Raw genomic sequence first — 19,934 nt, 5'->3', positions numbered from 1 at the left:
TCAGTGCCTGTGTTTCGTGCCCTTGTGCGAATCCCGATAGATGAAGTAACCCACCCCGCCAAAGAAGGCGAACATCAGGGCCACTGTGGCAATGCCTGCAATTACGAACGCATCCATATACATGGTGGCTCCCCCGTTTTCATTCGTCAGGCTTACTGTAGGTCCGGAATGGGGGCCGAGCCTTGACTTGCATCAAGGGTGAGCGGGGCGTTTATTGATTGGCGTCAATTGTCGACCGATTGCCCGGGAATGGCGTTCGGGTTGCGCTGGGTCAATATGACGCCTCCGTCATTCTGTTATTACTGCACACTGACGGTGATTCGGGAGGGGGTATGGAACTACAGTTTCTTGGCGGTGTGGGCACCGTCACCGGCTCCCGTTACCTGGTCTCCAGCGGTCCGTCCCGATTGTTGGTGGACTGCGGCCTCTACCAGGGCGTCAAGACCTTGCGTAAACGCAACTGGAACCGCTTTCCTGTGGATCCCGCCACCCTGGATGCCGTGGTTCTGAGCCACGCCCATATCGATCACTCGGGCTACCTGCCGGCCCTGGTCAAACAGGGGTTCCGGGGGCGCATCTACGCGACGGCGGCCACCTGTGCCCTGTGCCGTGTGCTGTTGCCGGACGCCGGCTTCCTGCAGGAGGAAGACGCCCGTTACGCCAACCGAAAGAAGTACTCCCGCCACCGTCCGGCGGCGCCGCTGTTCACCGAACTGGACGCGCGGAAAGCCCTGGAGCAGTTTGAAGCCATGCCCTTCCAGATTCCGTTCGAGCCGGTGCCCGGCCTGCGGGTCCGCTTCACCCATGCCGGGCATATCCTGGGATCGGCCTGTGTCCACGTCACCGAGACGGGCACCGGGCGAACCTTGGTTTTCAGCGGGGATGTGGGGCGACAGCGGGCGTTGCTGATGGACGCGCCGGAGCCCATTGACGAGGCCCGTGTGCTGGTGTGCGAATCCACCTACGGCGACCGGTTGCACCCGGCCGAAGACCCGGAAGACACGCTGGCCGCAGTGATCGGCCGCACGGTGGAACGCGGAGGGTTGGTGTTGATTCCGGCGTTCGCCGTGGGCCGGGCCCAGGCGATCCTGTACCTGATCCACAAACTGATCGGCGAGAAGCGGATTCCATCGGTACCGGTCTTCCTCAACAGTCCGATGGCGATCCGGGCGACGGAGATCTTCTGCCATTTCCACAAGGAACATCGCCTCACACCGGAACAGTGCGCCCTGATCGACGATCACACCACCTACGTGCGCACCGTGGACGAATCCATTGCGCTCAATCGGCGGCGGTCGCCCTGCGTTATCGTGTCGGCCAGTGGCATGGCCAGCGGTGGGCGTGTCCTGCATTACCTCAAGACGCTGTTGCCGGATCCCCGCAACAGCGTGATCTTTGCCGGTTTCCAGGCCCCGGGTACCCGGGGAGACGCGTTGGTCAGCGGGGTCGAGCGGGTGAAAATCCACGGCGAGTACTGGCCGGTGAAAGCGGAGATCCTCAACATCGACACCCTGTCCGCCCACGCCGACTATCAGGAAATCCTGGACTGGCTGGGGCAGGGCCGGCTCAAACCCGAACAGGTCTATCTGACCCACGGCGAACCGCTGGCCAGTGACCTGATGCGCAAACGGATCGAGGAACGTTTCGGCTGGAAAGCCGACGTGCCCGACCTGTATGAGGTGGTGTCGGTCTGAGGTGCTGGACTGAATCAGGTCATTACCGCCAGGGACTGTGGGCCACGCCATGACCTTCACCACCCTTGTTTCTGGAACGCCTGGTGCTGGGCAGCCAGACCCTATTGATCGTGGTTCGGGGCCTCTGGGCCGGTCGCCTGGAAGGCTGGCCCTGGCGGGATGCGCTCGATTGGGCCTGCATTACCGGAACCGCCGTGGGTTATGGTGATAGGTCCCCCAGCGCAGCGGGGCTCGGGCGCTGGCGGTTGTCTTGCGCCCGCTCCGGCGCCGTCTGCGTTTGGGCCGGATCAGCTGCGGTGTCTTGGGCCAGAGCCGGAAGGGCCCAGCAGGGCAGCAGAATTACCGCGGTCAGGGGCGCGGGGAGAAGGCCGAGCTGTCGCATCATCGTTGTCTTCCTTGAAGACCGGGGCCACCTGGACGCAGTTTCGACCGCAATCCTTGGCCCGATAAAGCCCCTCATCGGCCCGGTTGATCAGCGTGTCCGGACTGTCGCCGGAACACCAGATCGCCAGGCCGACACTGATGGTGACGTGACGCGGGATGGAAAAGCAGTGCCCCTCCACCGTCTGGCGCAACTGCTCTGCCACATTGCGGGCACCGCTTAGATCGGTTTCCGGTAACAGGATAAGAAATTCTTCGAGTACCCATTGCTCTATAGTGAATTGGCATTTGTATGCGGTGACCATTGTTGAGCATGCTGTTTGCAAAGCTTGGATAGAAGAAAATCCGAAATTTTGTTTTGGACTAAAAGGATGTGCACTTCGATGGCAGGCAATTGGATTTGCACAATTTGGGTGCTTGCTCAACAGAGTGATTACCGTAATCCAAGCAGGGAAGAACGCTTTAATACGCGATCAGAGATTTCCTGAACAGTTGGCCAGCTTTTTGCTGATGTATTGGCCAGTGCTGATTCTTGCCCGGGGCCTGCTATCTTTTGCGGATGTCAGGTTAAACTCACGGGCCACGAATGAGTCGCTCATAAAAGAAAGTGACATAACAGGAGACGGTGCGAATGCGCTTTTTAAAGAAACTGGCTGTGCTGGCGGCCCTGATTATCCCCATGCACGCCTTTGCGGACGATCCATTGAAAGTCGGTTTTATCTACGTGGGCCCGATTGGTGACCATGGCTGGAGTTACCAGCACGATCAGGGACGTAAGGCCCTGGAAGAGCATTTTGGCGACAAGGTCCAGACCACCTACGTTGAGAACGTCAACGAGGGCGCGGACGCCGAGCGGACCCTGCGCCGTCTGGCCCAGGCCGGCAACGACGTGATCATTGCCACCTCCTTCGGTTTCATGAACGCGATTGCCCGCGTGGCCAAGGACTACCCGGACAAGGTGTTCCTGCACGCGACGGGCTACAAGCGCGCCAAGAACCTGGGCACCTACCTGTCCGTAACCTATGAAGGCCGCTACGTCAGCGGTACCGCGGCGGGTCTGGTGACCAAGTCCAACAAGATCGGTTACATCGCCTCCTTCCCGATTCCGGAAGTCATCCGCGACATCAACGCGACCTTCATGGCAGCGCGTAAGGTCAACCCGGACGTCGAGCTGAAAGTGGTTTGGGTCAGCACCTGGTTCGATCCGGCGAAAGAAGCCGACGCCGCGAACACCCTGATGGATCAGGGCGTGGACGTGATCATCCAGCACACCGACAGCCCGGCGGCCATGCTGGCGGCCGAGAAGCGCGGCAAGTGGGCCGTGGGTCAGGCGTCTGACATGTCCCATTTCGGTCCGCACGCGCATCTGCTGTCTGTGGTGGACGACTGGGCACCGTACTACATCCAGGCGGTCCAGCAGGTCATGGACGGCACCTGGAAGTCCACCGACTACTGGGGCGGCATCAAGGAAGGCGACATCAAGATTGTGGGCCTGAGCGACCGTCTGACCGACGAGCAGACCAAGAAGGTCAACGACACCATCGAAGCCATCCGCACCGAGAAGCTGCATCCGTTCACCGGTCCGATCTACGACCAGGACGGCAAGCTGCGCGTGAAGGAAGGCGAGGTGGCGACCCGTGAACAGCTGTCCAGCATGGACTGGTACGTTCAGGGGATGACCGCGACCTATCCGCAGTAAGACACACGACAAGGCGGAGCCCGGCTCCGCCAACGATCGCTGTCAGGCCCGAAGCTCCATGCGACGGGCCTTTTTGGTGTCTGGGGAATGGGGGGCTGCGATAAAGGCAGTGCGGTGCAGATTGACCACCCTCAGGTGACACCTCAGGCAGGCCTTTCGGCCGGCTCGGAAGCTGAAGCGTCCGCTACATTGAATGGCGTCAACGCAAACGTTGGCGGTTGGGCACGACCATGTAGCCGACGCTTCAGCTTCGGAGGCGCCGGCAGACGCCCGTTTTCAGGCCACTCGGGCCATCAGATCCGCAAGCCCGTTCCGAACATTCCCAACCAGTTCCCGTTCTTCCAGCCCCAGCACCGAACCGTCCTCGACCACCGGCTTCCCGTCCACGAAACTGTGACTCACCTGCACCGGCTCGCCACACATCAACGGCGCAAACAGGGGCGTATGCACGCCGGCAAAACGCGGCGAATCAATGTCGTAGATCGCCAGATCGGCGGCCTGACCCACGGCCAGTTCGCCGATGGCTTCAAGACCCAGCAGCCGGGCGCCGTCGCGGCTGCCCCATTGCAGCACCTGTTCCAGGGTGGTGGCTTCCGGCCCGTGCAGGGCGCGGTGGATCAGCCAGGTCAGGTTCAGTTCCTGCAGCATGGAGCCGGATTCCGCCGACGCCGAGCCATCCACGCCAATGCTGATGGGCATGCCTTTTCCGGCCATCTCGATGACCGGTGCGACCCCGCTGCCCAGGCGACAGTTGGACGTGGGGCAGTGGGCGATCCCGGTGCCGGTGGCGGCCAGCCGCTCAATGGCGTGGGGATCGCTCTGCACAAGGTGGGCGAACCACACATCGGGGCCCAGGAAGTCGCAGCGCTCGGCATAGTCGATGGCCGCCATGTCGAACTTCTCCCGCGCCTGCACCTCATCGAACCCGACTTCCAGCAGGTGGGAGTGCATGCGCAGGCCATTTCCGCGGGCGTAGGCGGCCATCTCCTTCAGGAAATCCGGCGGGCTGGAGTGAATCAGGCTGGTGGGAGCGACCACCAGGCGTCGCATCGCATCCGGGGCGGCCTGGTGATAGCGGGTCCGGGTGTGTTCCATGCGGTCAATCACCTGGCCCGTGGTTTCCGGCTCGATGTTGTGCCGGCCGAGGCCCTTGTGGCTGCCTTTCTCCACCGCGCTGCCCCGGCACAGCACCAGGCGGATGCCCAACTCGTCGGCCGCCTGCCAGACGGCATCTTCCAGCTCGTCCGGCGTGTCCCGGTGATACAGGTAGTGGTGGTCGGCACAGGTGGTGGTGCCCGAGCGCAGCAGTTCATACAGTCCCAGCCGGGCAGCGTGGTACAGCAGCTCCGGCGTGATCTGCGGCCAGAACCGGTAGGGCACCGAACCCAGCCAGTCGCCGAGGCCCTGGTTCAGCCCCTCAGGCACGCCCTTGAGAATGGATTGGGCCAGATGATGATGGGTGTTCACCAGGCCGGGGTAGATCACGCCGCCGCGGGCGTCGATCACGGTATCGCCGTCCTCGGGCTGGAGGTCGCGGCCCAGGGCTGTAATGCGGTTGCCGTCGATCCGGAGAGCGGTGGCATCGGGCTGCTCCGGCGAGAAGATCGCCGTGGCGTTGCGAATCAGGTAGGACATAAGGGCTCCTCAGTGTACAAAGAGCAATGTCCCGGAGGCTGGGTGCAGCTCCTGACCGCTTCTACTCTTGGGGTTGAATCTGTGGCTGTTCTAAAACTGTCTCTCTGGTCAGTTTTATGGATGACTGGGAATGAAGCAACTTTCACTCCATATCCCGTCCGTGGTGCTGGCCTGTTCCTATTATTTTGAACACCCATTCTGCTTCAATGTCGTGCAATGGCTCCGAAATTGCGCTGATCTGGTGCGAAATAATTCAATCTGAAAATGCTGTGATGCAAGATGCGCCCGGACCTTTGTGCGTTTTGATGAGCTGGCATGGCAACTGCAACCATCCGGGCACGTGACTGAGTAGAAGCAGTCAGATTCTCCCAACGGAGGATCGGGGCATTGCTCATCGCGCATCGGCGGGTGTTGGACACCGCGGCCGGGCGTGATTGGTGCAATGTCCGATACCGATCGTCCCGCCGTTCTGTCCGCACCTCCCTTGAACGATGGCCTGCAACGCAGGTCCACAGGAGACAGGACATGACCATCAAAGCAAAACGGCTTCGTGCACTGACGTTCGCTGCGCTGGCACTCGGTGCCTCGTTGAGCCATGCCGCTGACAAGGTGACCTTCCAACTGGACTGGCTGCCCGGCGGTGACAAAGCCCCCATCTACGTCGGTCTCGAACAGGGCTACTTCGCGGACGAAGACCTGGACGTCACCATCGCGTCCGGACGCGGTTCCACCGATGCCATTACCAAGCTGGTCACCGGCCAGGCCGATGTCGGCCTGTCGGATCTGGTGTCGCTGCTGGTGGCCCGGGCCCAGGACGATGTGCCCGTCAAAGGGATCTATTCCGTATTCAGTGAAGCGCCCCACGCGTTCTTCACGGTCAAGGGCTCCGGCATCGACAGCGTGAAGGACGTGGCCAACAAGACCATTGCCACCTCGCCGTTCACCTCGTCGAATCTGTTCCTGCCATTGCTGCTGGACGTGAACCACGTTGATGAAGGCAGCATCAAGCTGGTCAAGACCGACCCGGGTGCGCTCAACCCGATGCTGCTGACCGGCCGCACGGACGTGGTGATCAGTTGGGTGACCGACACCGAAAAATATCGGGCCATGGCGAAACAGGCCGGCAAGGAACTGAACGTGATGCCTTGGTACGACGCCGGGCTGGCCTTCTACTCCACCTCGGTGATCGCCAGCGAGAGCTTCCTCAAGGAGCGTCCCGACGTGGCGCGCCGGTTCGTGAAGGCCTACGCGAAGGCGATCCAGTACACCTGGGCGCACCCGGATGAAAGCGGGCAGGACGTCCACAACGTGGTCCCCGAGGTGGATGCGGAGACGGCCGCAGCCACCATCCGCTCGATTCGCCCGCTGGTCTACAACAACGTCAGCAAGGCGCAGGGCATGGGCGCTTTCAATCCGAAGCGCCTGGGCACCACGTGGGAATGGACGGCCAAAGCGCAGCACATCGCCGTCGATTCATTTGATCCGGAAATGGCGGTGGACCGCTCGTTCATGCCGGAATCCTGAGTGCGGACTGGCCGCTACGGCGGCCGGCCCTGTAACGGAGTAGAAGCGGCAGGCGAGGGGATGATCTCTCGCCAGGCATTGCTCCAATCACTGGCGGGGCAGCCCGCCAAGCCATTGGAGAAACATCATGACAAGCAGCAAAGCATACGGCCTGAAAGAACTGGAATTCGAAAGCACCCTGGGCGGCGAAGGTGTGGAGACCGACCGCCAGATCCCGATGATCGACCTGAGCGATTTCGAGACGCGTCGGGCTGAGATCACTGGGCAGCTGTGGGAGGCCGCCTGCGAGGTGGGCTTTTTCCAACTGGTGAATCACGGTCTGGATGTGAAGAAGGTGCGTGAGGCGTTTTTGGCCGCCGAAGCCTTCTTCGCTCTGGACGCCGACACCAAGGGCAAATTCCCGCTCAAGGAAGGGCTGAACACCGGCTGGGAGTTCAAATCCCAGGTGCGTCCATCGACCGGTACGGCCGATGAAAAGGAATCCTTCCAGATCACGCTGCCCTACATGGACGACCTCTGGCCGGGCCAGACCACCTTGCCGGAATTCCAGCGCATCATGCTGGATTTCGAGCACCGGGCCTGGCAGGTGGGGATGGATATCCTGTCCTGCTTCGCCGACCGGCTGGGCTTCGAGCGGGACTTTTTCACGCGTGCCCACGACCGCAGCTCACCGGAATACCAGAGCACCCTGCGGCTGCTGCATTACCTGCCGCTGCCGGAGGGCGCCGAGTACCCGCCCGGCACTTGGCGCGCCGGCGCCCACACCGACTTCGATTGCCTGACCATGGTGTTCCAGAAGGAAGGGCAGTTCGGGCTCCAGGTCTGTCCCGGGAAGGACGCCCAGGGCCGCGCCGATCAGGCGTGGACCAGTGTGGTCCCGCGGGACGACGTTATCACCTGCAACATCGGCGACATGCTGATGCGCTGGAGCGACGACACACTCAAATCCACCCTTCACCGTGTACGCATGCCCCGGGCCGGCGAATACCAGGGCCCGCGCTACAGCATGGCGTTCTTCTGCCAGGCCAATAAGGACGTGATGATCCAGGGACCGGAGAAGAAGTATCCCGAAATATCGGCACGGGATTACCTGTTGCAGCGGATCAACGCGAACTTTGCCGGGAAGATGTAGATCGTTGTGAAAGTGAGGAAGCCCGTGCCGGGAGGTGCGGGCTTTTTTGTGGCCGGCCTGATATTTTGAGTTATCATAAATGATAACTTTTGAGCGTTTAGGCAATAGAAACTATGGCGCTGAAGGCACTTAAGCAGAAAGCATTTCAAAACGAAGCGGTCCGGAAAGAATACGAGGAATTGGCTGGTGAGTTCGAATACATCGAGCAGCTGATCAGCATGCGTGCTCATGCTGGCTTGACCCAGGATGACGTTGCAAAGCGAATTGGCACTGCGAAGAGCAATATTTCCCGGCTGGAAGGAGGTCGGGGTAATCCAAGCTGGAGTACCCTGAAAAAATACGCCTCTGCTTGTGGGTATCGCATCAAATTGGAAGCGATTGAGGACAAGCCGGCAGGTGCCTGAGGAGATGGCTTTGCATGCTTCGGGAGGCTGAAACCAATGGATGCCATCGCTTCCGCCGCCCTAGAGGGCCATCCATGGCCCGCTATTGCGGTCAAAGACATCCCTGTCTTTTTCTCCAGCGATGGCATCCATTGGTTTCGATTGAAACGGGTGCAAGCCGCCTGTTAGCACTGACTGGGGTGAGAGAACCAACGTGCTCTCATTGGCGATAACGCCAAAGTCAGAAAGAAGCGAGTGGATGCCCTTGCCGAAGGAGGGACAAGGACGTCCCGGTCGCATTAGCCGGCCAGGGACGGCCGTCTAATGCAGCGTAGGCAAGGGTGTCCATTGGCTTCCGGCTCGAGGGCGCAGTCTTACCAAGCCCAGCCTTCCTCAAAAAAGGCACCTGGCGGCGCCTCAGAAGCTGAAGCGTCTGCTACATGGACTCCCCGGGCTGTTACTTCTGGGCCTGTATCCAGCTTCCCAGTTCTTTCCGTTCCTTCTCCGTCATCCCGGTGGTGTTGCCCAGCGGCATGTACTGGCTGTTCACCGCCGCCTGCATGATCTGGGCGCTGTGGTCTTTGACCGCTTTGAGCGAGTCGAGCGCAATGCCCGCGGGCGGCGCCTGGAAGGCCGGGTTGCTGGGATCCTTCGCGTGACACGCCGAGCAGTGGGTATCCACCAGTTGCCGGATGTCGGTATCGGCCACCTTGGGCGCGTCAGCGTTCGTGGCGGCGGTTTCCGCCTGCTTGCCGGTGGGCGGGGCGATCACGCCGATCAGGATCACGGTCATGATGCCGCAGGCCAGGAGAATCGACGGCCGGTAGACGCCCCGGTGCTTCAGGTTGAAGAAGTGCCGCGCGAAGGCGGTGATAAAGCCGATCGCCGCCAGGATCATCCAGCCTTCCGGATGCCCGTACAGCATCGGGTAGTGGTTGCTGATCATGATGAAGATGATCGGCAGGGTCAGGTAGTTGTTGTGGGTCGAGCGCAGCTTGGCCAGCGCCGCCAGGCGCTCCACCCGCGCGTCCGGTTCCCGGCCCTGTTCCACCGTCTCCACCAGCGCCCGCTGGGACGGCATGATGCCGAGGAACACGTTGCCCACCATGATGGTGCCGATCACCGCGCCCACGTGGATGAACGCACCGCGTCCGGCAAAGATGTGGAACAGTGCCCAGTCCACCGCCACCAGCAGGACAAACAGCACGGCGCCGAAGGCCATCCCGTTCTTCGCCAGCGGGCTGCGGATCAGCAGCTCATAAACCAGCAGCATGCCGCCGATAAAGCCCAGGCCGATCAGTGCGGCAGACAGGGTGGTCAGTTCTACCTTGGAGTTGTCGATCAGGTAGCTGCTGGAGCCGAAGTAGTACACCGAGAACAGCAGCGCGGTGCCGGAGAGCCAGGTGCTGTAGGCCTCCCACTTGAACCAGTGCAGGATGCCGGGCATTTTCTCGGGCCCCAGCTTGTACTTGGCCACTTCGTAGAAGCCGCCGCCGTGGACGGCCCACAGGTCGCCCTTGATGCCTTTTTTCTTCTTCCACTCGGGCGGATCTTCCAGGTGGTTATCCAGCCAGATGAAATAGAACGACGCCCCGATCCAGGCGACGCCTGCAATCACATGAAACCAGCGGATGAGCAGGCTGAGCCATTCACTGAGGTACGCGGCCATCGGTTACTCCTTTTTCTGAAACATGGTCTGCATCCCGATCGAACCGACACTGGCCGGCAATGTAGGTGCGTTGGATGACCCGGTCGTCGCCCAGGATCATCAGGTCGAACAGCCTGTCGCGCAGACGGGTGCTGTGCTGCTTGAGACTCAGCATGGGGGTGGCGTCCGTATCCAGCAGCACGAAATCGGCGACCTTGCCGGGGGCGAAGTTGCCGATCTCGTCGTCCCGGTGCAGCGCTTTTGCGTTGCCCAGGGTGGCCAGGTAGAACGCCTGGAAGGGCGTCAACGCCTGCTCGCGCAGCTGACAGACCTTGTAGGCCTCGGCCATGGTCTTGAGCAGCGACAGGCTGGTGCCGCCGCCCACGTCTGTGGCCAGACTCAGGGTGACGCCCGCCTGGTGGGCGCTGCGCAGGTCGAACAGGCCGCTGCCGAGGAAGGTGTTGGAGGTCGGACAGAAGGCGATGCGCGCGCCGGTTTCCACCAGCCGCTGGCGATCACCGTCGTTGATGTGGATGCCGTGGGCCAGCACCGCACGGTCAGTGAGCAGGCCGTAGTGGGCGTAGACGTCCAGGTAATCCGCCCGGTCCGGGAACAGTTCGCTCACCCAGGCGATTTCCGCCTTGTTCTCGGCCCAGTGGGTCTGCATCAGCACGCCCGGGTTGTCCGCCACCAGTTTGCCGGCCAGCTCCAGCTGACGCGGGGTGGAGGTGGGTGCAAAGCGCGGGGTCACGGCGTATTGCAACCGGCCGTGGTGGTGCCAGCGGTCGATCAGCGCCTGGCAGTCCTGGTAGCTGCTCTCGGCCTCGTCGCAAAGGCCTTCCGGCGCGTGGCGGTCCATCATCACCTTGCCGGCGGTGATGGCCTGGCCGCGGGCTTCGGCGGCCTCGAACAGGGCGTCCACCGACTGCGGATGCGACGTGCAGAACACCAGTCCGGACGTGGTGCCGTGGCGCAGTAACTGATCCAGGAACAGGTTGGCCTGGCTCTTGGCCCAGTCGGTCTCGGCAAAGCGCATTTCCGCCGGGAAGGTGTAGGTCTCCAGCCAGTCCAGCAACTGGGCACCGTAGCTGCCGATCACCCCGAGTTGCGGCAGGTGCACGTGGGTGTCGATAAAGCCGGGCAGGATGACGTGCTCCGGCCAGTGCTCGATCGGCGTGCCTTCGGGCAGCGATCCGATCAGCTCATCCGCGGAGCCCACGGCTTTGATCCGGCCGTCTTCGACCACCAGCAGCCCGTCCTCGAACCACTCGTAACTGTTGTCCGCCGGTGTCTCCAGGCCGGGGTCGGCCAGGAAATGCAGCAGCCGACCCCGGTAGGCCTGCACCGGTTGCGATGACGCCATGGTGATCAGCTCCCGCGATACGTCGAGTAGCCCCACTGATTCAGCAGCAGCGGCACGTGGTAGTGGTCCTGGTCACCGCTGACGGAGAAGTCGATGGTCACCTGGGGGTAGAAGCAGTCCTTGCCGTAGGCCTGGAAGTAGTCGCCGGTAGCGAAGGTCAGGCGATACAGGCCGGTCACCAATGGGCCGTCGAACCATTGGCCGATGCGGCCGTCGCTGTCGGTGGTGCCCTTGGCCACCTGGGTCCAGCCGTCGCCGTCCTGCTGCTCGAGGGTCACGACGACGCCTTCGGCGGGGTAGCCGCTGCCGAGGTCGAGGATATGGGTCGTAATCGGGCTGCGTTCGCTCATACCAGTTTATCCAGTCTCAGGTGGGTGATTTTGGCCTGCTCGCGGCCGGCGTTCTCGATTTCCTGCTCGCGGGTGTTGGGCAAACGGGCTTCCAGCAGGGCCAGCATCTCGTCGGCGGACTTGCCGGTGGCACAGACGATGAAGATAAACCCGAACTTCTCGTGATAGGCGTCGTTGCCGTCCTTTAGACGGTGCAGGACGTCATCGCTGGCGACGGCCGTGGAAGACTGCTCGCCGCTGGCCAGGGCGTGGGTGTTGGCGTACTTGGCCTTGAGGCTCTTCACGTCGCCGATCTTGGGGTGCGCGTCGAACGCCGCGAGCCAGTCGCGCTCGGTCATGGCCGGCCACAGGGCCTCCGCTTTGCTATGCAGGTCATCGCGATCGGCAAACGGACGGGCGGCGACCATGCCCTCGACCCAGCGGTCGGCGGCGCAGCAGGTGCGCAGCACCTCGGCGGCCTCGGTCGCGCTCATCGCGTTGAGGGATTCCAGGGACATTCAGTTCTCCAGTTTCGGGTTTGATGCGGGCGCGGGTTCGGCGTCTTCCCGCATCAGGGTTTTCAGGTTGGACCAGGACAGGCCGCGGCGGGCCGGTTTGTCCATCGTTTCGGTCGCCAGCGTCAGCAGCTCGGCGGAAATCGACACTGCCACTTCCATGGGCCGCTTGCCGGGCACGTCGCGCCGGCCGACCGGGCAGCGGATGCTGTCGATCTGGGCCTCGCTGTAACCGCGATGGGCCAAGCGCTGGCGGAAGCGGTCCGCCTTGGTGTCGGAACCGATCAGGCCGATGGAGGCGGCGTTGCCCGCGTCCAGTAGCGTGCGGCACAGGTCGAAATCCAGCTGGTGATTGTGGGTCAGGATCACCACGTGGGCGCCATCGGCCAGCGCGGCGGCATCGCCCACCGGATCGTCGGTGTGGTGGCGGCGCACGTTCTCCGGCAGCGCGTCCGGGAAACTGTCGGCACGGCTGTCCACCCAGGTGATCTGCCAGGGCAGCTCGCCCATGATGGTAATCAGCGATTTGGCCACGTGACCGGCGCCGAACACCACCAGCCGGCCATCACCGCCGGCGTGGCCTTCCATCAGGACCGCGACGCTGCCGCCGCAGCACTGACCGAGGCTGGCGCCCAGCGGGAAATGGGCCATCTCGTAGGTGTAGTCCCGCGCCGCCAGACGCTCCCGGGCGCTGGCGATGATGCGGTACTCCAGGTGGCCGCCGCCGATGGTGTCGTGGCTCTGCTCGCCGGTGACCACCATCTTGCTGGCGGGCTCGCGCGGCACCGAACCGGTCACACCCAGCACGGTCACCAGCACATAGGGTTCACCGCGCCGCTCGCAGTCGGCCACGGCTTCGTACCAGGTCAGGCGCTTTTGCATGAGGCATCGCCTCCGTTGTCGGCCAGCCACTGCCGGGTGGCGGTAACGGCCTTGAGAACCTGCTCCGGCGTGGCCGGGCTGTCAAAAGGCGGGCTGTAGCGGTAGTCCGCCAGACTGGCGACGGCGTCGCGCAGGGCGCACCAGACCGCAATGCCCAGCATCAGCGGCGGCTCGCCCACCGCCTTGGAGCGGAACACCGTCGCTTCCCGGTTGGGGCTGTGGGGCAGCAGGGACACCCGGAAATCTTCCGGCGCGTCGGACACTGCCGGGATCTTGTAGGTGGCCGGTCCGGTGGTCATCAATTGGCCCTTGTCGCTGTACATCAGCTCCTCAGTCGTCAGCCAGCCCATGCCCTGGATGAAACCGCCCTCGATCTGGCCGATGTCGATCTCCGGATTCAGGGACTGGCCCACGTCGTGGAGGATGTCGGTGCGCACCACGCGGTATTCACCGGTCAGGGTGTCCACGACCACTTCGGAGCAGGCGGCGCCGTTGGCGTAGTAGAGGAACGGGCGGCCCTTGCCGGTGTCCGGGTCGTAGTGAATCTTGGGGGTGGCGTAGAAGCCGGAGGACGACAGCGACACGCGGGCCATGTAGGCCTGCTGCACGAAGTCGGCCCAGCCAAAGAGGTCCTTGCCCACACGCACCTGGTTGTTGGCGAATTCGACGTCGTCGGCCGAAACACCGTAGGTCTCAACCGCAAACTCCACCAGCCGCGCCTTGATCTTCTCGCAGGCGTCCAGCGCCGCCATGCCGTTCAGGTCGGAGCCGGAGGAGGCGGCGGTGGGGGAGGTGTTCGGCACCTTGTCCGTGCGGGTGGCGGAGACCTTGATGCGGTCGATGTCCACCTGGAACGCGGAAGCCACCACCTGGGCGACCTTGATGAACAGGCCCTGGCCCATCTCCGTGCCGCCGTGGTTCAGGTGGATGCTGCCGTCGGTGTAGACGTGCACCAGCGCGCCCGCCTGGTTCAGGTGCTTGGCGGTGAAGGAGATGCCGAACTTCACCGGCGTCAGCGCCAGCCCGCGTTTGACCACCGGGCTGCGGCGATTGAATTCGGTGATGGCCTGTCGACGTTCGCGGTAATCGGAGCTGGCTTCAAGCTGTTCAATCAATTCCGGGAGCACGTGCTGCTCCACGGACTGGCCGTAATGGGTCTCGTCCCGGCCCGGGCCGTAGAGGTTGCGCTTGCGCACGTCCAGCGGGTCGAGGCCGCGGTGCCGAGCGATGTCGTCCATGGCCCGCTCGATGATCATCATGCCCTGCGGCCCGCCGAAGCCCCGGAACGCGGTGTTGGACACCGTGTGGGTCTTGCAGCGGTGACCGACTACCCGGGCCTGGTCCAGGTAATAGGCGTTGTCGGCGTGGAACATGGCGCGGTCGACGATGGCGTCGGACAGGTCGGGCGAGTAGCCGCAGCGTCCGGCCACCATGATGTCGGCACCGTGGATCATGCCCTCGTCGTCGAAGCCGATGTCGTAGGTGTTGTAGAAGTCGTGGCGCTTGCCGGTCTGGACCATGTCGTCCGGCCGGGCCATGCGGTATTTCACCGGGCGGCCGGTGTGCCGGGCCAGCAGGCTGGAAATGCAGGCCAGCGGCGCCGCCTGGGTTTCCTTGCCGCCAAAGCCGCCGCCCATGCGACGCACTTCCACCTGCACTTCGTGAATCGGCAGGGCCAGGACCTCGGCCACCAGTTTCTGCACCTCGGACGGGTGCTGACTGGAGGTGTGCACGAACACGCCGGCGTCCTCGGTAGGTTCCACCAGGCAGGCCTGGCCTTCCAGGTAGAAGTGTTCCTGCCCGCCCACGTGCATCTCCGCCTGCAGGCGATGGGGGGATTCGGCCAGGGCCTTGTCCGGATCGCCCCGCTCCTGGGTGTGGGAGGGGCGAACGAAGAACTGTTGGGCCAGCGCGTCTTTGGTGGTCAGCACCGGCTCCAGTGGCTCGTACTCCACCTTCGCCAGTTTGGCGGCCTGGCGCGCGGCGCGCAGGGAGGTGGCCGCCACCGCAAACAGGGGTTGGCCGATGAATTCCACCAGATCGCCGGCCAGCACCGGATCGCCGGGAAAGACCGGGCCGATGTCGGTGTGGCCGGGCACGTCGTCGACGGTCAGCACGGCTTCCACGCCGGGATAGGCGCGCACGGCGCTCAGGTCCATGGACTTGATGCGGGCGTGGGCCTGGGTGCTTTGGCCGACGGTGGCGTGCAGCAGGCCGGGCGGCTCGGGCAGGTCGTCGATGTAACGGGCTTGTCCGCTGACGTGCTTCCAGGCGCTGTCGTGGGCGATGCGTGAACCCGCGGTGCCGCGCGCGCGCGCCGGCGGCTGGACAATGTTTTCGGGCAATTTACGCATAGTCGGTCACCGTCAGGGGCATTGCAGAGTCGAAGTGGCTGCCGGTCTCCAGCAGGGCGCGTTGCAGCAGGTTGCCGGCGACCTGCAGGCGGTATTCGGCGGACGCACGCACGTCCGACATGGGCTTGAAGTCGGTGGCCAGGGCGGCCATTGCAGCGGCGACGGTGGCGTCGTTCCACGGCTGGCCCAGGATGGCCTGTTCGGCGGTGCTTGCCCGCTTGGGAATGGCCGCCATGCCGCCAAACGCGAGCCGGCCGTCGCGCACGGTGCCTGCTTCGATGTGCAGCCAGAACGCGCCCAACACGGCGGAGATATCGTCGTCCAGGCGCTTGGAAATCTTGTACAGCAGCAGGTGCTCGTTGGCCTTGGGCGGCGGTACCCGCACGCCGCGGATGAATTCATGGGGCTGCAGGTCGGTCTGCTTGTAGTCCTTGAAGAAGTCGGCGAGTGGCAGTCGGCGCACGCCGTCCAGGCTGTCCAGTTCCACCTCGGCGTTCAGGGCGATCAGGGCCGGCGGCATGTCGCCGATGGGGGAGGCGTTACCAATATTCCCGCCCAGGGTGCCGCGATTTCGAATCTGTAACGATCCCAGACGTTCCAGTAACGGTGCAAAATGTGGCCAGTGGGTCGGCAAGACCTCGTTGAGCTGGCGATAGGTCAGCCCGGCTCCCAGGTAAAGATGGTCGTCGGCCTCTGTGAGCTGTTGCAGCTCGGCCACGCGTTCCACGCTGATCAAATGATCGAGGTCCTTGAGCTGCTGGGTGATCTCCAGCGCCAGGTCGGTGCCGCCGGCGATCAGGCGGGCTTCCGGATACTGCGCGCGCAGGGTGCGCAGCTCGTCCAGGGTTTGCGGCAGGTCGCAGCGACGGCCGTGTTCGTCACGAAGGCTGCCTTTCTCGCCGTTGATGCGTTGCAGGGCCGCGATCATGGCGCCGTCCTGCAGCCAGTCCGGGCCGTTGAAGCGTTTGCCGGTCTCGCCCGGTGTCCAGGTCTCGACGCAGGCACGGCGGCCGGCCTCAATAATGGGGCGGTAGCCGGTGCAGCGGCACAGGTTGCCCGCGAGCGCTTCCAGCAGCTCGTGGTGACTGGGGGGCGCGGCGAGCCGGTTGGGATCCGCCTGACGCGCCGTGTGCAGGGTGAACAGAGACATGACGATACCCGGCGTACAGAACCCGCATTGTGCCCCGTGGCACTCGATCATGGCTTTCTGGACCGGATGGGCAGGTTCTTCCTTTAAGACATCCACCGTCACCAAGTGTTTCCCGTGCAGGCTGCCGATCACGGCGATGCAGCTGTTCACCGATTCATAACGCAGCGCGCGGGCGCCGGGATCGAGGACGCCCACGCTCACGGTGCAGGCGCCACAGTCGCCGGACGCGCAGCCCTCTTTGGTGCCGGTCAGGCGCATTTTGGTGCGCAACCATTCCAGAATGCTCAGATTTGGGTCAGTATCCGATAACTTCCGGGGCTCGCCATTGAGAAAAAATTCGATCACGGGTCTCACCATCTTGCGTATTATGGCCACCCTCCAGGCCCATGAATCCGCGCTTTTCAGGACGCGTGGGCGGGGCGGTCTGCTTGGCGTAACAGGCTGATGCCCGTTACTTAATTCATTACCTGATCGGTGTTTTTGCAATTTTCTGACCAACTAGTCGAGTTTATAGCAAAATGATTTTTTGTGACCAGTTGGCAAGCAAATTGCTCACGTTCGAAATGTTGATTGTCTGGTCAGTTTATTACACGAATGAGGTTCAATGATGACGGCAGCGGCACGGCTACGTCTGGAACATATCGTCAAGGAGTACCCCGGTTGCCGGGCCAATGACGGTATTGACCTGACCGTAGCACCCGGTGAGATCCACGCCCTGCTGGGTGAGAACGGGGCCGGCAAGAGTACCCTGATGAAGGTGATCTACGGGGTGATCCAGCCGGACGAGGGCACTCTCTACTGGGACGGTGAAAAGCTGACGCTGCAAGGTCCGGCCCATGCCAGGCAGCTGGGGATCGGCATGGTCTTCCAGCACTTCTCCCTGTTCGAGACCCTGACCGTCGCCGAGAACATCGCCCTGGGCCTGCCGGCCAGCGAGGCCAGGGATCGCAAGAAGCTGGAGCAGCGCATCCGCGACGTCTCGACCCATTACGGCATGGCGCTGGATCCCCGCCGCCACGTCCACAGCTTGTCCACCGGCGAACGCCAGCGGGTGGAAATCGTCCGCTGCCTGATCCAGGACAGCCGGCTGCTGATTCTCGACGAGCCCACCTCGGTGCTGACCCCGCAGGAAGTGGCCGATCTGTTCCGCACCCTGCGCCAACTGGCCAACGAAGGCTGCAGCATTCTCTTTATCAGCCACAAGCTGCAGGAGGTCCGCGACCTCTGTCATCACGCCACCGTCCTGCGCAACGGCAAGGTCACCGGCGAGTGCGACCCCACCGAAACCTCCACCGACGCCATCGCCCGCCTGATGGTCGGTGACGAAACCCCGCTCAGCACCGACGTCCCGCCGGCCACGCCCGGGGCGCCTTTGCTGGAGGTGAGCGGGCTCAGTTACGCCAGCGACGACCCGTTCGGTACCGCGTTGCGTGACATCACGATGGAACTGCGGGCCGGCGAGATCGTCGGTATCGCCGGCGTGGCCGGTAACGGCCAGGACGAGCTGCTGCGGGCGTTGTCTGGCGAGTACAAGGCCGCGGCCAACCAGGTACGTTTTGACGGGCAGGATGTCGGTCAGATGGGACCGGACGCGCGGCGCCGGGCCGGCATCGCCGTGGTACCGGAAGAGCGGCTGGGGCGCGGGGCCGTCCCGGACATGTCCCTGGTGGACAACACCCTGCTGACCGCCTCTGCCCAGGGGATGGTGAGTAAGGGCTGGGTGGCCTACCGCAAGGTGCGGGAGTATGCGGCTCGGGTTCGTGACCGCTTCCAGGTGAAGTCGGACGGCGTTGAAGCCACGGCCCGCAGCCTGTCCGGCGGCAATCTCCAGAAATTTATTATCGGCCGGGAAGCGCTGCAGGCGCCCAAATTACTGGTCGCTTCCCACCCCACCTGGGGTGTGGACGTGGGCTCCGCGGTGGCCATCCACCAGGTGCTGGTGGAGCTGCGCGACAAAGGTGCCGCTGTCCTGCTGATTTCCGAGGATCTTGATGAGCTGTTTGAACTCTGTACCCGCATGGGAGCCCTCTGCGGGGGACGGCTGTCGCCGCTCGTGCCGACCGAATCCCTCAGTATCGAACAGCTGGGGCAGTGGATGGCCGGCGATTTCGCGGACGCGGCCGGGGAGGTGAACCATGCTGTCGCTTGAACGCCGCCAGGTCGATTCGCGTCTGATGGAGTACCTGTCGCCGGTGCTGGCGCTGATGCTGACCATCATCACCGGCTTCCTGATTTTCCTCGGCCTGGATCGCGACCCGGTGGAAGGGCTGCGCCTGTTCTTCATTGTGCCGATCAGCGATGCCGTCGGTGTGGCGGAGCTTGGGCTCAAAGCGGCGCCGCTGTTGCTGTGTGCCGCGGGCCTGACCATCTGCTATCGCGCCAAGATCTGGAACATCGGGGCGGAAGGCCATTTCCTGATGGGCGCGGTCGGCGCCACCATCGCGGCCCTGCAGTTCGGCGAAGGCACTGGCTTCTGGATTTTGCCCGTGGTGCTGCTGGCAGGCATCGCTTGTGGCGCCCTGTGGTCGGCGATCGCGGCGTTCCTGAAGACGCATTTCCACTGCAATGAAATCCTCACCACCATCATGCTCAACTACATCGCCCTGAACCTGCTGCTGTACGCCGTGCACGGGCCGCTGAAGGATCCTTACGGCTTCAGCTTCCCGCAGTCGGCGATGTTCGGTGACGCCGCCCTGCTGCCGATGCTGATTCCCGGAACGCGTCTGCACATCGGCCTGCTGTTCGCGCTGCTGGCGGCGGTGGCGGTCGGCGTCCTGTTTGCTCGCACCTTTATCGGTTTCCAGCTCAAGGTGCTGGGTGAGGATGAGAAGGCCGCCGAGTTCGCCGGCTTTCCGCGCAAAAGACTGATCTGGTTCGCCTTTCTGGTAGCTGGTGGCATGGCCGGTCTGGCCGGAGCGTCCGAGGTGACCGGCCCGATCGGGCAACTGATCCCGCAGGTGTCGCCGGGCTACGGCTACACCGCCATCATCGTGGTCTTCCTGGGCCGCATGCGGGCGATCGGCCTGATCCTGGCCAGTGCATTGCTGGCGCTGACCTTCCTCGGTGGCGAGATGATGCAGATCGGCATGAATCTGCCCAAGGCCATGACCGGCCTGTTCCAGGGCCTGCTGCTGTTCTACCTGCTCACCTGCGACGCTTTTATTCACTACCGGATACGCCTGACCCGCAAGCACATCACCGCGTCGGCCGGTTCCAACACGCCGCTGGCCACACAGGAGAGCTGA

General features: G+C 63.3%; 17 protein-coding genes. 7 read left to right on the top strand and 10 right to left on the bottom strand.

Features of this window, described 5'->3' with window-relative positions:
• Window positions 1-123: a cytochrome c oxidase subunit CcoM gene (ccoM, locus tag EB809_RS21255; protein ID WP_317848734.1), complete on the bottom strand. Its 123-nt coding sequence runs from the start codon at window positions 121-123 to the stop codon at window positions 1-3.
• 209 nt (window positions 124-332) lie between these two features.
• Between ccoM and EB809_RS18180 the strand changes: the two genes are divergently transcribed.
• Window positions 333-1,694: an MBL fold metallo-hydrolase RNA specificity domain-containing protein gene (locus EB809_RS18180; RefSeq protein WP_123636265.1), complete on the top strand. Its 1,362-nt coding sequence runs from the start codon at window positions 333-335 to the stop codon at window positions 1,692-1,694.
• Between the two features lie 287 nt (window positions 1,695-1,981).
• Here EB809_RS18180 and EB809_RS18175 read toward each other — a convergent pair whose 3' ends face one another.
• On the bottom strand, window positions 1,982-2,401 hold the full coding sequence (locus EB809_RS18175) for a GGDEF domain-containing protein (protein ID WP_223808031.1): 420 nt from the start codon (window positions 2,399-2,401) through the stop codon (window positions 1,982-1,984).
• Window positions 2,402-2,706: 305 nt separating this feature from the next.
• On the opposite strand from EB809_RS18175, the gene EB809_RS18170 reads away from it, so the two are divergent.
• Entirely contained in the window at window positions 2,707-3,774 is a 1,068-nt protein-coding gene (locus tag EB809_RS18170) for a BMP family ABC transporter substrate-binding protein (RefSeq protein WP_190294956.1), read from the top strand.
• Window positions 3,775-4,050: 276 nt separating this feature from the next.
• Here EB809_RS18170 and EB809_RS18165 read toward each other — a convergent pair whose 3' ends face one another.
• Entirely contained in the window at window positions 4,051-5,409 is a 1,359-nt protein-coding gene (locus tag EB809_RS18165; RefSeq protein WP_123636262.1) for an amidohydrolase family protein, read from the bottom strand.
• 525 nt (window positions 5,410-5,934) lie between these two features.
• Between EB809_RS18165 and EB809_RS18160 the strand changes: the two genes are divergently transcribed.
• The 3 genes from EB809_RS18160 to EB809_RS18150 all read left to right on the top strand — a co-directional run bounded on the left by EB809_RS18160 (window position 5,935) and on the right by EB809_RS18150 (window position 8,469).
• Complete coding sequence (locus EB809_RS18160; RefSeq protein WP_123636261.1) at window positions 5,935-6,933, top strand: ABC transporter substrate-binding protein; 999 nt, start codon at window positions 5,935-5,937, stop codon at window positions 6,931-6,933.
• Window positions 6,934-7,060: 127 nt separating this feature from the next.
• Window positions 7,061-8,065, top strand: a complete 1,005-nt coding sequence (locus EB809_RS18155; protein ID WP_123636260.1) for a 2OG-Fe(II) oxygenase family protein — start codon at window positions 7,061-7,063, stop codon at window positions 8,063-8,065.
• A 113-nt stretch (window positions 8,066-8,178) separates the two neighbouring features.
• Window positions 8,179-8,469, top strand: a complete 291-nt coding sequence (locus EB809_RS18150) for a helix-turn-helix domain-containing protein (RefSeq protein ID WP_123636259.1) — start codon at window positions 8,179-8,181, stop codon at window positions 8,467-8,469.
• A 436-nt stretch (window positions 8,470-8,905) separates the two neighbouring features.
• Here EB809_RS18150 and EB809_RS18145 read toward each other — a convergent pair whose 3' ends face one another.
• The 7 genes from EB809_RS18145 to xdhA are packed head-to-tail and all read right to left on the bottom strand — an operon-like array spanning window position 8,906 to window position 17,034.
• Entirely contained in the window at window positions 8,906-10,117 is a 1,212-nt protein-coding gene (locus tag EB809_RS18145; RefSeq protein WP_123636258.1) for a urate hydroxylase PuuD, read from the bottom strand.
• Window positions 10,098-11,459, bottom strand: a complete 1,362-nt coding sequence (gene guaD, locus EB809_RS18140; RefSeq protein ID WP_190294955.1) for a guanine deaminase — start codon at window positions 11,457-11,459, stop codon at window positions 10,098-10,100. The genes EB809_RS18145 and guaD overlap by 20 nt, the downstream gene beginning before the upstream one ends.
• A 5-nt stretch (window positions 11,460-11,464) precedes the next feature.
• Complete coding sequence (gene uraH / locus EB809_RS18135; RefSeq protein WP_123636257.1) at window positions 11,465-11,809, bottom strand: hydroxyisourate hydrolase; 345 nt, start codon at window positions 11,807-11,809, stop codon at window positions 11,465-11,467.
• Window positions 11,806-12,306 (bottom strand): 2-oxo-4-hydroxy-4-carboxy-5-ureidoimidazoline decarboxylase, encoded by a 501-nt coding sequence (gene uraD, locus EB809_RS18130; RefSeq protein ID WP_123636256.1) that lies wholly within the window; start codon window positions 12,304-12,306, stop codon window positions 11,806-11,808. Before uraD ends, uraH begins: the two co-directional genes overlap by 4 nt.
• Window positions 12,307-13,185: a xanthine dehydrogenase accessory protein XdhC gene (gene xdhC / locus EB809_RS18125; RefSeq protein ID WP_123636255.1), complete on the bottom strand. Its 879-nt coding sequence runs from the start codon at window positions 13,183-13,185 to the stop codon at window positions 12,307-12,309.
• On the bottom strand, window positions 13,170-15,539 hold the full coding sequence (gene xdhB, locus EB809_RS18120; protein ID WP_123636254.1) for a xanthine dehydrogenase molybdopterin binding subunit: 2,370 nt from the start codon (window positions 15,537-15,539) through the stop codon (window positions 13,170-13,172). Before xdhB ends, xdhC begins: the two co-directional genes overlap by 16 nt.
• Window positions 15,532-17,034, bottom strand: coding sequence for a xanthine dehydrogenase small subunit (xdhA, locus tag EB809_RS18115; protein ID WP_123636253.1), 1,503 nt, complete (start codon window positions 17,032-17,034; stop codon window positions 15,532-15,534). The genes xdhB and xdhA overlap by 8 nt, the downstream gene beginning before the upstream one ends.
• A 262-nt stretch (window positions 17,035-17,296) precedes the next feature.
• Between xdhA and EB809_RS18110 the strand changes: the two genes are divergently transcribed.
• Window positions 17,297-18,838 (top strand): ABC transporter ATP-binding protein, encoded by a 1,542-nt coding sequence (locus tag EB809_RS18110; RefSeq protein WP_123636276.1) that lies wholly within the window; start codon window positions 17,297-17,299, stop codon window positions 18,836-18,838.
• Window positions 18,825-19,934, top strand: coding sequence for an ABC transporter permease (locus tag EB809_RS18105; RefSeq protein ID WP_123636252.1), 1,110 nt, complete (start codon window positions 18,825-18,827; stop codon window positions 19,932-19,934). Before EB809_RS18110 ends, EB809_RS18105 begins: the two co-directional genes overlap by 14 nt.

It is taken from the genome of Marinobacter sp. R17 (genome assembly GCF_003789045.1).
GTDB lineage: Bacteria > Pseudomonadota > Gammaproteobacteria > Pseudomonadales > Oleiphilaceae > Marinobacter_A > Marinobacter_A mangrovi.
This window is presented reverse-complemented; position numbering and strand designations above follow the sequence as displayed.